A 15210-nucleotide genomic window follows, 5' to 3' on the forward strand; every position below is an offset into this window, starting at 1 on the left:
GAGGGGATTAAATTCAAAAAGACACAAGGACTACAACATGAACATCCTCATCATCGGAAATGGCGGTCGTGAACACGCTCTGGCTTGGAAAGCGGCGCAATCTCCATTAGCGGATAAAATTTTCGTTGCACCGGGCAATGCAGGGACGGCGTTAGAACAAAAGGTTGAAAACGTGAATATCGCTGCAACGGATATTCCTGCGTTGGTTAAATTTGCCCAAGATAACCACATTGGTTTAACGATTGTAGGGCCAGAAGCACCACTTGTGATTGGCGTGGTGGATGCATTTCGTGCAGCTGATTTAAACATTTTCGGACCAACGCAAGCCGCGGCGCAATTGGAAGGTTCCAAAGCCTTTACTAAAGATTTCTTAGCCCGTCATAAAATCCCAACCGCGGAATATCAAAACTTCACCGAAGTCGAACCGGCATTGGCTTACTTGCGTGAAAAAGGCGCGCCCATTGTCGTTAAAGCGGATGGTTTGGCGGCAGGCAAAGGCGTGATTGTGGCGATGACGTTGCAAGAAGCGGAAGAGGCAGTGCGCGATATGCTTTCCGGCAATGCCTTTGGTGAAGCCGGCAGTCGGGTGGTCATTGAAGAATTTTTAGATGGCGAAGAAGCGAGTTTTATCGTCATGGTGGACGGCAAAAATGTCGAGGCTATGGCGACCAGTCAAGACCACAAACGTGTGGGCGAAAAAGACACCGGCTTGAACACTGGCGGCATGGGGGCCTATTCCCCTGCGCCAGTGGTGACACCTGAAATTCATGCGCGGGTAATGCGTGAAGTGATCTATCCAACGGTCAACGGCATGGCGGCAGAGGGCAATGTTTACACCGGTTTCTTGTATGCCGGTTTGATGATCATGCCAAATGGCCAGCCGAAAGTGATCGAATTTAACTGCCGTTTCGGTGATCCAGAAACCCAACCGATTATGTTACGTTTGGAATCGGATTTGGTGGAGCTTTGTCTTAAAGCCTGTGATGGCAAATTGGACGAAGTGAAATCCCAATGGAATCCGAAGGCTTCTTTGGGTATCGTCTTAGCCGCAGAAGGCTATCCGGGGGATTATCGTAAAGGCGATGAAATCAGCGGTTTGCCTCAAAGTGAGGTCGAAAATGAGAAAGTTTTCTTGGCGGGCGTAGAAGTGAAAGCGGGCAAGTTAGTCACCAATGGCGGCCGCGTGCTTTGTGCTACGGCATTAGGTGAAAGCGTATTTGAGGCACAACAAAAAGCGCTGAAACTGGCTGAACAAATTCAATGGAACGGTCGTTTTTATCGCCGTGATATCGGCTACCGCGCCGTGGCTCGTGAGCAGCAAAAATAACTACATTTCATGTTAAGGGATCGAATGGATTATAAAAATAAAGAATTATGTCGTCTTCGTACCATAAGTTTTTTTCTAACGTTACATAAAAATAAAGCTCAATGGGAAGACGCCCTTTATTCAGTCAAACGTGATGTGGATTTGTTATTGCCAGCTGTGCAGAAAGTAGGTTATACCTTGCAATCGATTCGAGTGATTACCAATCCCTTTGGTGAATATTTGGATTTAACCAATTTGCAGACGGCAAAAGCAGATTTGCAGTATTTAACGGAGTTACTGAATAAATTTAATGAAAGTGGAATTCGCCTTCGATTTGCGATAGGCGCGGCGAGAAATAAAGAGGAAATTGCGTTATTGCCAGAGTTAATCGCAGCTTATGGTGACTTGTGTAATGCCTGTGTTAATGTACCATTAGATGAAAATGGCGTGTTAGATAATGAACTTATTGAACAATCTGTTTATGCAGTACAACGAATTGCAAATATCACTCCACGTGGCGAAGGTAATTTTAACTTTACTGTGAATTTTAATTGCAAGCCATTTATTCCTTATTTCCCCGCCGGTTATCATCTAAGTCATTTACCAAATAGTTTTGTCATTGGTTTAGAAACACCCGATTTATTAGTCGAAGTATTAAAATCTGTACCAAAATCGCCTCATAATAAATTTTATGCGGATTGTTATCGAGCAATGTCGCAAGCGCTGCAATATCATGTAGATCAAGTATTAGAGATGTTAAGTGCGGTCAAATTATCAGGTGAATTTGAATTTGCAGGTATTGATAGTTCGGCAGCACCATCAAAAAATTGTTCATCCATGACAAAAGTGTATGAATTAATGGGATTGCCCTATTTTGGTGCGGCTGGTTCAGTAGAGGTTTCTGCTTTACTGACAAAAGTCTTTAAATCAATCCAGCGTGTACCATTGGTTGGATTTTCTGGATTAATGTTGGCGGTGACAGAAGATTTAGGTTTAGCCGAAGGGACACAAAAACACTATTTTGATATTCGCGCTTTACTAACTTATAGCGCCGTATGTGGTATCGGTTTAGATACGGTTCCTGTGGCGGGAAATGCTAAGGCTGAAAGCATCACCGCTATTATGCGTGATACGGGAACGATGGCATTTCGCTTAAATAAACCGCTAACTGTGCGTTTATTCCCCATTCCGAATAAGATTGCAGGTGAAATATCCGAATTTGAGAGTGATGATTTATGTAACTGCCGCCTTTTACATATTCCGGATTAAAAAAATTTTCCCTACTTTGTATTGATGAATGTTATCTCTACTGTCAATAAAAGGAGCATCTCATGAGAAAATTAATATTGGGTGGTCTTGTTGCTGTATTATTCTCAGGGTGTACGGTAGCTCATCAGCAAACTGAACAAGAACAAGCCTTAGTCGGCGATTGGATTTGTCATGTAAAACCTGCAGCCAAATCCCCTTTACCTGTTGAGCATTTTGATTACGTCACTTATCGACCGGATCAAACTGTGCTTCTACGCGGCATTTCACAGATTGATACAAAAGAAGGTTGGATGCGCTATTTATTGCAAGCAAAAGCTAAATGGCAGGTGAGTGATGGTAAGTTAAGTTATGATTTTACCGATCGTCTATTTAAAACCGCCCATTCACCACTAGTTACGAAAATTATTGAACAATCTCCAGAATTTAAAGAATTAGATAAGGAATTTGTTTCACCTTGTAGCAACTGTGGTGATCATCTAGACATGAAGATTAAAATGAAAAGTCCAACAAGGATGACTAGTTTTAATACTTATACGAAAGAAACCAGCCAATGCCGTAAACTTGGTGCTGGCGAGAAAACAAAAGAAGTTAAACTAATTGAGACATTAGTGAAAGAAAAAAGCCCGATTTAGATAAATGAATGTTTTTCATTGTAATAATGAAAAATATGATCGAAATTTTTGATTAAGTTTTTACTTGGAAACAGATAAACTATACACAAATAATTCAAACAAAGAGGAAAACACAATGTTTAAAAAGAGCATGAACATCGCTGATTACGATCCGGTTTTATGGCAAGCCATTCAAGATGAGAATCGTCGTCAAGAAGAACATATTGAATTAATCGCTTCTGAAAACTATGCCAGCCCGCGCGTAATGCAAGCGCAAGGTTCTCAATTCACCAATAAATATGCGGAAGGCTATCCCGGCAAACGCTATTATGGTGGTTGTGAGTACGCTGACATTGTGGAACAGTTGGCGATTGATCGCGCGAAAGAATTATTTGGCGCAGATTATGTGAACGTGCAACCGCACTCCGGTTCACAAGCGAATGCGGCCGTTTATATGGCATTATTGAATCCGGGCGACACCATTTTAGGCATGAGCTTGGCACATGGTGGTCACTTAACCCACGGTGCTTCCGTGAGCTTCTCCGGTAAAATCTATCATGCAGAACAATATGGCATTACTGATGATGGTTTGATTGACTACGATGCGTTGCGTAAACAAGCGCATGAAGTGAAACCAAAAATGATCGTGGGCGGTTTCTCTGCTTATTCTCAAGTAGTTGATTGGAAAAAAATGCGTGAGATCGCAGATGAAGTGGGCGCTTATTTATTCGTGGATATGGCACACGTTGCCGGTTTAATTGCGGCGGGCGTCTATCCGAATCCACTTCCGTATGCCCATGTTGTTACCACGACAACGCATAAAACCTTAGGTGGCCCACGTGGTGGTTTAATTTTATCTGCCAGCGGCGATGAAGAGATGTATAAAAAACTTCAATCTGCTGTTTTCCCTGCAGGTCAAGGTGGTCCATTAGTTCATATCATTGCGGCAAAAGCGGTATGTTTCAAAGAAGCGTTAGAGCCGGAATACAAAATCTACCAACAAAATGTATTGAAAAATGCAAAAGCCATGGTGGAGGTGTTTAAACAACGCGGTTATAAAGTGGTTTCAAACAGTACCGAAAATCACTTGTTCTTAGTGGATTTAGTTCAACAAGGTTTAACCGGTAAAGCGGCGGATGCGGCACTTGGTAAAGCAAACATTACCGTGAATAAAAACTCTGTACCGAATGACCCACAAAAACCCTTTGTGACTTCCGGTATCCGTGTGGGAACCCCTTCCGTGACCCGTCGTGGTTTTAACGAGCAAGATTGTCGTGAACTTGCCGGCTGGATGTGTGATGTGTTAGATGCACTCGGTAAAGACAATGAAGAACAAGTGATTGCGGCGACAAAAGAAAAAGTATTGGCAATCTGTAAACGCCTTCCGGTTTACGCCTAATTATTCAGGCTTTTCTCTTTAAGCGGCGAATTTCGCCGCTTTTTTATTGCTTAAAGTGCGGTCGAAAAATCAAAGATTTTTCTGATGTATTGGAGAAATGCGATAAGTATGGAAAATAAAAAAGGTCGTTAGAAAACGACCTTTTTTGTTTTAGTGATTTTTATGGTAACTCTTCAATATCATCTTTATTCACTTTCGGTTGAACCATATGTTCACGGGTTAAACCTAAGTCATAGGCGATAGCAATCGCAATGAAGATGGAAGAATAGGTACCGAATCCGATCCCGATGAGCAAGGCTAGCGAGAAGCTATGAATTGTCGGACCGCCGAAGATGAAGAGGGCGATAACGACAATCAACGTGGTGACCGATGTCATAATGGTACGGGATAGGGTTTGAGTTAAGGAAATATCGATGATGTCGATGGCGGAAATCCGTCTGATTTTACGGAAGTTTTCACGCACACGGTCGAACACCACGATACTGTCGTTTAACGAATAACCTACCACGGAAAGGATCGCCGCAATAAAGGTTAAATCCATTTCGATTTGTAAGTAAGAAAATGCCCCTAGGGTAACAATTACGTCGTGCGCCAAAGAAAGCACACCGCCGGTGGCTAAGCGCCATTCAAAACGCATGCCCACATAAAGCAATAGCATAATGAGGGTGGCTAATGTGGCGTAAATAGCTCCTTGGGTTAATTCTTCCCCGACGTTCGGCCCAACAAACTCAATGGAACGAATTTGAATATCACTATCCAAGGTATTCAGCATTTTTTTGACGTGATCGCCGATTTGTGCATCATCGGTTGCCGGTAGGCGAATCATCACATCACGCACACCACCGGTGGTTTGCACGAGTGGACTCTCAATGCCGTTTTGTACCAACGTAGAACGGATTTTCTCCAAATCTGCCGGTTGGGAGAAGTGGGTATCTACCACCACGCCACCGGTGAAATCTAAGCCCCAGTTGAAACCTTTGGTAAACACAAAGAATAACGAAACCGCGATAATCACAACGGAAGCAAGGTAGCCCCATAGACGGAATTTCATGAATTCCACTAAACGGAAAGGGAGTTTAATGCCTTGAATTTCTTTAATTGGCTGACTTCTATTTTCTAAATTCACAATATATTTCCTCACCGTTAAATTGATAATTTATCAATTCGTTTGCCGCCGTATAAGAAATTCACGATTGCACGTGTTCCGGTGATTGCGGTAAACATTGAGATAGCAATCCCCAAAGATAAGGTGATTGCGAAGCCTTTAATTGGCCCCGTCCCCACGGCGTAGAGTGCTACCGCAGTCAAAATGGTGGTTAAGTTCGCATCAAAGATAGAACTGAATGCACCGTTATAACCTTCGTTAATGGCTTGTTGAATTGGACGGCCATTGCGAATTTCTTCTTTAATCCGCTCAAAAATCAACACGTTCGCATCCACGGACATCCCAACAGCCAGCACGATACCGGCAATCCCCGGCATGGTAAGCGTGGCACCCGGTAATAAGGACATTAAACCGACCAATAAAACGATGTTGGCAATTAAGGCGACATTGGCGATAAGACCGAATTTACGGTAGTAAATGACCATAAAGGCAACAACGATCATTAAGCCCCAGAAACTTGCTTGCAAACCTTGTTCGACGTTTTGTGCGCCAAGAGACGGACCAATTGTGCGTTCTTCCACGATTTGAATCGGCGCAATTAACGCACCGGAACGAAGCAACACCGCAAGATTTTGTGCTTCTGCCGGAGAATCAATGCCGGTAATTTGGAATTGACTACCGAAACGACCTTGAATGGTGGCGACGTTAATGACTTCTTCATGTTTTTGTAAAATGGTTTTGCCATTTTCATCTTTTTTGCCGCTGTCTTTATATTCTACGTACAACGTTGCCATCGGTTTTTGGATGTTTGCTCGAGTGGTTTGTGACATGATTTCACCACCTTCGCTATCCAAGGTGACGCTCACTTGCGGTCTGGAGGTATTTTGATCCACGCCTGAACTTGCGTTGGTAATGTGTTCACCACCTAATACGGCACGTTTATAGAGTACGATAGGGCGATTGTTTCTGTCATATTTTACTTCAGAATCAGAAGTTACCATGCCGCGAGCGGCTGCCTCTAAGTTTGCATTACCATTGACTAAACGGAATTCAAGAGTCGCTGTCGCACCAAGAATTTCTTTTGCGCGGGCAGTATCTTGTACCCCCGGCAATTCAACCACGATACGTTCTGCGCCTTGGCGTTGAATTACCGCTTCAGCTACACCTAGTTCGGTGACACGTTTACGCAAAATACTTAAGTTTTGTTCAATCGCGCTTTCGCGGGCTTCATTTAATGCCGCATCAGATAAGGCTAAAGACAGGGTGTTATCAGAAATCGCGCGAATGTCTAGGGTTGGATGCTGTTTGCGTAAATAACGCTGTACATCATATAACTGTTCCGGATTCGCCAACGTGACTATCGTGGAGAAGTTCTCTGCTGACTTAATGGCGCTGTATTGATACTTCTCTTTGCGCAATTCGGTACGTAAGGAATCTTGTAATTGCTCTTGACGTTTGGTGAGCGCAGAGTTCATATCCACTTCCATCAGGAAGCGTACCCCACCACGCAAATCCAAGCCCCATTTCATTGGATTGCCGCCAATACTGCTTAGCCATTTTGGTGTTGCCGGTGCAAGGTTTAATGCGATAGAGTAGTTATTGCCTAATTTTTCAGTGATTTTATCTTTGGCGAGTAATTGGTTATCGGTATTGTTAAAACGTACAAGAATAGAGCCGTTTTCTAACACGATGGATTTAGTTGCCAGATTATTTTCTTTTAGGACAGTTTGAACTTCGCTTAGCACGCTGGAATTAGCTTCCTGGCCACGAGTTCCTGAGATTTGTACGGCAGGATCTTCACCGTAAAGATTTGGAAGAGCGTATAAAATACCAATGGCGACCAAAAAGATCACCATTAGATTCTTCCATAAAGGGTAACGATTTAACATAGATTTCCTGTTCCCTTGAGGAATGTAAGATTAAAGGGTTTTAATTGTGCCTTTCGGTAATACCGCTGCGATGTAGTTGCGGTTGATCGTCACTTCAGTGCTGTCGTTTAAGGCGATAACGATGCTGTCGCTGTTTTCAACTACTTTGGTGATTTTACCGATGATACCGCCGGCAGTTAATACTTCGGTGCCTTTGGTTAATTCGGACATTAATTTTTTGTGTTCTTTATTTCTTTTCGCTTGCGGACGATAAATCATGAAATAGAAAATCAATCCGAAGATGATAAAAATAAATAACATTGACATTGGGCTGCCTTGTTGAGCTTCCATTCAAATTTCCTTTTAGTTAATGAAAAGAGAAGACGCTGTGGAGCGTCCGTAAACTGATTAAAATCGGTAGCTAAAATACCATAAATTCGCTTAAATGTGAAAACGATATTGCAAAAATCACGGCAAAAACGACCGCACTTTTGAAGACTGAAAATAGAGAGGTTACTTGTTTATTTTGGTGATTTTAATGGTACGTTGTGATTGACTTATTACGGTAAAAGACAACTGCTGTGCTTCGCAAAATAAACGAAAATCTTCGATGTCACTTTCCGCAGCAAGCCACACCGTCAATACATCATTTGGGGCTAATGTTTTGACGGCATTTTTCGTCATCAATAACGGCAGAGGACAACGATACTCACGCGTATCAAGTTGATATTCCATAGTTTAAATCAACGATGGCTTAAGCTTGTACGCGACGACGAGCACTCATGATCTCACCGATTTCGCGTAATTCCGATTCCGACAAATGTTGTTTACCCAGCTCAAATAACGGCTCTTCCAACGCGATATGTTTGTCGTAACCTGAGACCACATTGTTGATCAACGCCACATCAACATTTTCTCGATCGCCCGTCAACAAGGCTTGCAACTGTTCAGATAATTTTGCCCAGTTATCATGCAAGGTCACGTGCTGTCTTTCTAATTCATCAATGTCTTTTTGCGCTTCCGGCACATATTTCACCAAAAGTGGGAAAAAATCTTTTTCTTCATCATCATGGTGCAGCGGGGCTGACTGATTGAAATAATTGAGAATTTGCTGAACGTCATTTTTCACCGCCTGATTACAACCGTTTTTTGCCAAATAATCAGGCAAAATCGTCAATTGCCGACAAAAACGTTTCACTTTGCCATGGCAGGCATACAGCATTTCAATGGGTTCATTCCAACTGGCGAATTTCTGAGGTTCAAGGATTTGCATAGGGCCTCCTGTGAGAGATGAAAGTGCGGTGGAAAAAACACGTAAATTTTTCACCGCACTTTTTACGGATGATTTTTAGCTGATTATTTTTCTGTTTCTGCAAGTTGTAACGGCGGAACAGGCTTGCCGATTCTCGCATAAAATTCCACCACGAAATCATCGAAGCGATCGTCTTCAATGGCTTGGCGGATTTCCGCCATTAAACGCTGGTAATAACGCAAGTTGTGGATGGTGTTTAGGCGCGCCCCGAGGATTTCGCCGCATTTATCCAAATGATATAAATAGGCTTTAGTGTAATGCTTACAGGTGTAGCAATCACAGTGCGGATCTAACGGGCTGGTATCGTCTTTGTATTTGGCGTTGCGGATTTTCACGATGCCGTCGGTGACGAATAAATGACCGTTACGTGCATTACGGGTTGGCATGACACAGTCGAACATATCGATGCCGCGGCGTACGCCTTCCACTAAGTCTTCAGGTTTGCCCACGCCCATTAAATAGCGTGGTTTGTCGGCAGGGATTTGCGGGCAAATGTATTCTAAAATGCGGTGCATATCTTCTTTCGGTTCACCTACGGCCAAGCCACCCACGGCATAGCCGTCGAAGCCGATGTTCACCAAGCCTTCCAGAGACACTTTGCGTAATTCTTCAAAGGTACCGCCTTGGATAATGCCGAATAAGGCATTTTTGTTGCCCAATTCATCAAAGCGGTTGCGGCTGCGTTGTGCCCAACGTAAAGACATTTCCATGGATTTTTTGGCGTAGTCAAACGTTGCCGGATAAGGCGTACATTCATCGAAAATCATCACAATGTCAGAACCCAAATCATATTGGATTTCCATGGATTTTTCTGGTGATAAGAAAATACGTTCGCCGTTGATTGGGTTTTGGAATTTCACGCCTTCTTCGGTAATTTTGCGTAATTTGCCCAAACTGAACACTTGGAAGCCACCGGAATCGGTAAGGATCGGGCGATGCCATTGCATAAAATCGTGCAAATCGCCGTGTTTACGTATCACTTCTTGCCCCGGACGAAGCCATAAATGGAACGTGTTACCGAGGAGAATTTCTGCACCGGTCGCACGTACTTCTTCCGGTGTCATGCCTTTTACCGTGCCATAAGTGCCTACCGGCATAAACGCCGGAGTTTCAACGGTAAAAGTGCCTTGTGGGCGTTCAAATACCAAGCGACCACGACGGGCGTTGCCACTGGTTTTATCTAATTCATACTTCATTTAATTTCCTCAACGAATAAACAGTTCGAAGGTTTTTAGTCAATAAAAAAGCCTGAGTAACAGGCTTGAGTTGCAGGATTTTAGGTGGAGAACCTAAATAAGTCAATTTCTATTCCATTCCCTTCACATTCGGATTTTTGCTGATAAACATGGCGTCGCCATAACTGAAAAAACGATAGCGATTTTCTACCGCACTTTTATACGCATCCATGGTATGGCTAAACCCTGCGAAAGCAGAAACCAACATAATCAATGTGCTTTCCGGCAAATGGAAGTTAGTAATTAAACAATCCACCACGCGGAATTTTTTGCCCGGATAAATGAAAATAGATGTATCGGAAAAATACGGCTCAATTAACACATCACGTTGTTTTTCTTCCGCCGCTAATGCTGCACTTTCAATGGATCGCACGGAGGTCGTTCCCACGGCAATCACGCGTTTACCGGCTTTCTTAGTGGTTAGAATGGCATCGCAAACCTCTTGAGACACTTCCACGTATTCTGCGTGCATAACATGATCTTCAATGTTTTCAACACGTACCGGTTGGAACGTTCCCGCGCCCACATGCAAGGTTACAAAGGCGAAATTGACGCCTTTCTCTTTGAGTTTGGCTAGAAGTTCATCATCAAAATGTAAACCGGCGGTCGGTGCGGCAACCGCCCCCGGCACTTTGTTATAGACGGTTTGATAACGCTCTTGATCCGCTTCTTCGTCAGGACGATCAATATAAGGTGGCAAAGGCATATGCCCGATTTGTTGTAAAACGTCAAAAAGTGCGGTCTGTTTTTCAGCGATTTCAATTTCAAATAAACTGCCTTGGCGACCAACCATCAAGGCTTTTACACCGTTGCCTTCGCCTAATTTATCTTCACCTAAAATTAGTTCAGCCCCTTCTTTCGGCGCTTTAGAGGCGCGAACATGGGCAAGAAAACGGGATTCGCTTAATACGCGTTCTACCAAGACTTCTATTTTTCCGCCACTGATTTTGCGCCCGAACATCCGCGCAGGAATAACACGGGTATTATTGAAGATCATCAAATCGCCCGGATGAATCAATTCCAACACATCGGCAAAAGTGCGGTGGAAAATGTCCCCGTTTTCGCCATTCAACTGCAATAAACGGCTGGCAGTTCGTTCTGTTTTGGGATAACGGGCAATCAACTCATCTGGTAAATCAAAATAAAAATCAGCAACACGCATAATGGAATATCTGGTTTGAAAAAGAGGGCGGTAGTCTAGTGCGAATTGGGGAGAATCTCAAGGAAATAAAAGAAATCACGCTAATTTCTTTTGGCGAATATGTAGAAGAAAGTATTTGTACGGACTAATTCATCCTTTAATCTATGTTTTATTTTTCTCAAGGCAAAAAAAAGCCCTTTCAAGGGGATAAGGGCTAAAAGTATTTGGAGTCATATTTTTTTTAGGGTACGAGTTGCATTATATGCTTCCAAATTAATAATGCAACATTTATTTAACAATAAATTAACTTTTCTTTTCGTGCGGATTGCGCGTGTTGGTATCAACCAAATTTCGCATGAGCAACGCATAGTCCAAATGAATGTCTTGCGGCACGTCTAAGAAGACAAAATGCCCGTCACCCAAGGCAGCATCTACCTCGACATTTTTGCGGTTGAGCATTTTGTTGATTTTAAACACGATGTTGCCTTGTGGCGTCATCATTTCCACTTCATCGCCGAGCAAGAATTTATTCTTCACTGCCACTTCTGCCATGCCAAGTTCATTACGTTTACCGGTGAATTCGCCGACAAATTGTTGACGATCGGAAATGGAGTAGCCGTAGTCATAATTTTGGTATTCATCGTGGGTGTGGCGACGTAGGAAACCTTCGGTATAACCACGGTGGGCAAGGGACTCTAAGGTATCCATTAAGCTTTCATCAAACGGTTTGCCGGCGGCCGCATCGTCAATGGCTTTGCGATACACTTGGGCTGTACGGGCGCAGTAATAGAAGGATTTGGTACGACCTTCGATTTTTAAGGAATGTACCCCAAGTGCGGTGAGTTTTTCCACATGTTGTACGGCACGTAAATCTTTCGAGTTCATGAAATAAGTGCCATGTTCATCTTCAAAGGCGGTCATTTGCTCGTTAGGATTTTGCGCTTCGGTGTAAAGGAAAACTTTATCGGTGACCGCGCCTTCGCCCAAGGTCGGCGCGACATTTTTCACCTCAATCTGTTGGCTCGGGTCGAATTTCGGCACGATATTGCCTACGTCATCCACTTTGCCTTCTTCCATTTTGTATTCCCAGCGGCAGGCATTCGTGCAGGTGCCTTGGTTTGGATCGCGTTTGTTGATATAGCCGGAAAGAAGACAACGGCCGGAATACGCCATGCAAAGTGCGCCGTGTACGAAAATTTCGAGTTCAATATCCGGTACTTGTTGACGGATTTCGGCGATTTCATCAAGAGACAGTTCGCGAGATAAAATCACGCGGGTCAACCCCATTTGCTTCCAGAATTTCACAGTTGCCCAGTTCACCGCATTGGCTTGCACGGAAAGGTGAATATCAATGTCAGGGAAGTGTTCGCGTACCAGCATAATCAAACCGGGATCGGACATGATCAGCGCATCCGGCCCCATGTCGATAACCGGTTGTAAATCTTTAATAAAGGTTTTGAGTTTGGAATTGTGCGGTGCAATGTTCACCACGACATAGAACTTTTTGCCGAGCGCATGGGCTTCATCAATGCCGATTTTTAAATTAGCGTGATTAAATTCATTATTGCGTACGCGTAAACTGTAACGGGGTTGGCCGGCATACACGGCGTCTGCGCCATAAGCAAAGGCATAACGCATATTTTTTAAGGAGCCGGCAGGGGAGAGTAATTCAGGTTTAAATGGGGTTGTCATAAATTTCTCTTATGGTCTGATTTCAAGTCAGGAATTTGCGCAAGGCAAATCGTAAAGACGGGTATTTTAGGCGGATTTTGCTTTTTGTAAAGGAGAAGTGCGGTGGAAAAATAAAATGTTTTTTAGCGGAATGTGAATAAAAAAGTGGGCCTGTAGCCCACTTTCTTGTGATGGTATTTAGTCTTTACTTTCCGGTTGAGAAGAATCCATCATTAGTTCATGTTGCTTCAGAAGTTCTTCTACGGTTTTTCCGTTAATTAGAAAACGGTTATTGTCCCTTTCTAGTGTCAGAACGTAGTTATCGCCTTCTTCGATAAATATCGGAAATAGTCGCTCTTCCGGTTTGAGCTCAGTCAACAAGGCTTGCCAAAATGGGGAGGCTTTTTTGATTTTTAAACTTTCTTCATCAGAAGTCTCCGCGAGGCCTTTGCTTAGAACAATATTGGTTGTGCTTTGCATATTTTCGATGAACATGTCTGCGATGGACTGTTTATCTTTAGTTGTTTTTAACGTGCCTTTAAGATGGATACTCACCGGATAGGCTTTTGTGGTTGGATAGGTATTTAAATTGAAAGTGAGGGTTGTGTTGTCACTGGTTAAGTCTAGGGCTTTCCATTGATTTTCAAGGAGTTTTTGTGTAGTTTCCTGTGTGAAATAAGCTGAACACAATGGTGCAGTCAATCCGAAACAAAACTGATTTTCTGCAAATTGAGCAATATTAGTTACGGTGAGCGGTAGATTGAACGCAAGATCTTCCATTTGCACTTGTGCTTCAGGCAACGTCAGTTTTTTTAGTGAAATCGTGGAATTTCCACGATATTGGTTGTCTTTCTCTGAGCCTTGATGTTTTAACGCTAATGTTTCCAAAGAGACATGTTGATGATTAAATGCTTGTAGTGAGATTTCTGCATTGCTGTCTCCAGCCATTGCGTTTGCCCATTGTTTCTTCAGCTTTAATAAGGTCTTGTTATCTTCTTTGGGGGCGTTTTTGATGGAAAGGGCATCTAAATAGAGCGGAATAAATGCCAATTTGTTTTCCAAGTTATAGCCATCAAGTCGATAGACGATTTGAGCCCCTTTGGCTTCCCATTGTTTGCTTTGATCTTCCGGCGTCTGTTTGATACCGGCAGCATTTAATTGCAACGTCAGATTGGCTTTGGTGAGATCTGCATTTGCCATCGTTAAATTGAGTTTTGCCTCATTTAAATTAAAGTAAGGCTTTTGATTTTTAGGCGCATCCACGGATTTAACGGAAAGAGCTCCGTTAAATGTGTGGTTTTGCGTGAGGACGGCGGCTAGAAAATTGGCTACATGTTTAATGTTTTGCTCACCGTTTAGCTGTTTCTTAAATTCATTGGCAAAATCCACCGCACTTGTTACACCTTGCTGTTGTAGATTGAGCATCATGCCGTTAATCACGGTTTGGCTTTCTTCTGTCGTACGTTCTTTGTTGGCAATGCGTAAGGTGTCGCTACTCAATTGCGTGGAAAGATCGCGCAAATCTGTATCAGCCGATTTTTTCACACCAAATTGATAACGGGCGTTTTTCAGTTGGATTTTGGTGTTTTCTCCATTTAACAAATCCCATTCGGCATGTTTAGCATCGAGTTCAAGTGTTGAAATGTCGTATTGGTTTTCGCCAACGGGCACAAGTTTAATCTGGGCATGAATTTGTTCTAATTTGCTGTTTTTATCATAGTTAAAGCCGCTTAAGTTGGCATTAAGCGCTACGTTTTTTGAACCCGCATTAAAATCTAATGTAATTGAAAGAGCTTGCGCTTTATTCGTAAAATCACGGAAGTCGGTGAGTATGTTTGATTGTAGATAATCACCTACCGGTGAAAATTTGCTGTTAATGGTATTTTTATCAATGGTGATATTGAGATCTTTGTTTAATTGACGCACCAATTGTTCGGAAAGTGTGGATTCCGCTGTAATAAAAAAAGGCAACGCCGTCAGTTTGGTAGAAATAATATTGGTTTTTTGGCCATCATTATTTTCTAAACTAAAGGTAAGATCGCGACTAAAAAAGTTCTTGGCACTTTCCGTCACATTGAGGCTGAGTTGATTATCTAGAGAATAAGGGAATTTTTGCAAAACCCGATCTACTTGCTGATTGGTATAAAACTGCGCGCCCCCACCCAGTGCAACAAGGATGGCAGCAAGGGTTAAAGTAACTTTTCTTTTTTTACTCATGTGATTCTCAAGCTTAGGTTAAGGTTGTTTCGATGGCGATACGGAACGCCAGCGTTAAAAATATCATAAATGATAA

The 15210-nt window shown here is 42.9% G+C and carries 13 protein-coding genes; 4 read left to right on the forward strand and 9 right to left on the reverse strand.

What is annotated here, in order from left to right; genetic code table 11:
• Nucleotides 1-37 precede the first annotated feature (37 nt).
• From purD to glyA, 4 genes are all read left to right on the forward strand, one after another.
• Nucleotides 38-1327, forward strand: coding sequence for a phosphoribosylamine--glycine ligase (purD, locus tag ACO5E4_RS01345; RefSeq protein WP_485861794.1), 1290 nt, complete (start codon nucleotides 38-40; stop codon nucleotides 1325-1327).
• A gap of 24 nt (nucleotides 1328-1351) precedes the next feature.
• Nucleotides 1352-2575 carry a DUF711 family protein gene (locus tag ACO5E4_RS01350; protein WP_485861795.1) on the forward strand — a complete coding sequence of 408 codons (1224 nt, stop codon included), beginning with the start codon at nucleotides 1352-1354 and terminating at the stop codon, nucleotides 2573-2575.
• Nucleotides 2576-2637: 62 nt separating this feature from the next.
• Nucleotides 2638-3207, forward strand: a complete 570-nt coding sequence (locus tag ACO5E4_RS01355) for a hypothetical protein (protein WP_485861796.1) — start codon at nucleotides 2638-2640, stop codon at nucleotides 3205-3207.
• Between the two features lie 115 nt (nucleotides 3208-3322).
• A complete protein-coding gene (glyA, locus tag ACO5E4_RS01360) occupies nucleotides 3323-4585 on the forward strand; it encodes a serine hydroxymethyltransferase (protein ID WP_021616683.1) in 1263 nt (420 codons plus the stop codon).
• A 160-nt stretch (nucleotides 4586-4745) separates the two neighbouring features.
• On the opposite strand, the gene secF is transcribed toward glyA, so the two are convergent.
• From secF to ACO5E4_RS01405, 9 genes are all read right to left on the reverse strand, one after another.
• Nucleotides 4746-5711, reverse strand: a complete 966-nt coding sequence (gene secF, locus ACO5E4_RS01365) for a protein translocase subunit SecF (protein ID WP_048749823.1) — start codon at nucleotides 5709-5711, stop codon at nucleotides 4746-4748.
• Nucleotides 5712-5728: 17 nt separating this feature from the next.
• The gene (secD, locus tag ACO5E4_RS01370; protein WP_485861797.1) at nucleotides 5729-7579 is read right to left on the reverse strand and encodes a protein translocase subunit SecD; all 1851 of its coding nucleotides are present in this window, start codon (nucleotides 7577-7579) and stop codon (nucleotides 5729-5731) included.
• Nucleotides 7580-7609: 30 nt separating this feature from the next.
• Nucleotides 7610-7909 carry a preprotein translocase subunit YajC gene (gene yajC, locus ACO5E4_RS01375; RefSeq protein WP_006718961.1) on the reverse strand — a complete coding sequence of 100 codons (300 nt, stop codon included), beginning with the start codon at nucleotides 7907-7909 and terminating at the stop codon, nucleotides 7610-7612.
• Nucleotides 7910-8071: 162 nt separating this feature from the next.
• On the reverse strand, nucleotides 8072-8293 hold the full coding sequence (locus ACO5E4_RS01380) for a sulfurtransferase TusA family protein (RefSeq protein ID WP_485861798.1): 222 nt from the start codon (nucleotides 8291-8293) through the stop codon (nucleotides 8072-8074).
• Between the two features lie 19 nt (nucleotides 8294-8312).
• A complete protein-coding gene (locus ACO5E4_RS01385) occupies nucleotides 8313-8831 on the reverse strand; it encodes a hemerythrin domain-containing protein (RefSeq protein WP_485861799.1) in 519 nt (172 codons plus the stop codon).
• Between the two features lie 83 nt (nucleotides 8832-8914).
• Entirely contained in the window at nucleotides 8915-10066 is a 1152-nt protein-coding gene (tgt, locus tag ACO5E4_RS01390) for a tRNA guanosine(34) transglycosylase Tgt (RefSeq protein WP_485861800.1), read from the reverse strand.
• A 109-nt stretch (nucleotides 10067-10175) separates the two neighbouring features.
• Nucleotides 10176-11267, reverse strand: a complete 1092-nt coding sequence (queA, locus tag ACO5E4_RS01395) for a tRNA preQ1(34) S-adenosylmethionine ribosyltransferase-isomerase QueA (RefSeq protein WP_048749838.1) — start codon at nucleotides 11265-11267, stop codon at nucleotides 10176-10178.
• A 282-nt stretch (nucleotides 11268-11549) separates the two neighbouring features.
• Nucleotides 11550-12938, reverse strand: a complete 1389-nt coding sequence (trhP, locus tag ACO5E4_RS01400) for a prephenate-dependent tRNA uridine(34) hydroxylase TrhP (protein ID WP_485861801.1) — start codon at nucleotides 12936-12938, stop codon at nucleotides 11550-11552.
• 177 nt (nucleotides 12939-13115) lie between these two features.
• Nucleotides 13116-15134 (reverse strand): YdgA family protein, encoded by a 2019-nt coding sequence (locus tag ACO5E4_RS01405; RefSeq protein WP_485861802.1) that lies wholly within the window; start codon nucleotides 15132-15134, stop codon nucleotides 13116-13118.
• Between the last annotated feature and the right edge of the window lie 76 nt (nucleotides 15135-15210).

This window comes from Aggregatibacter sp. (assembly GCF_057314075.1).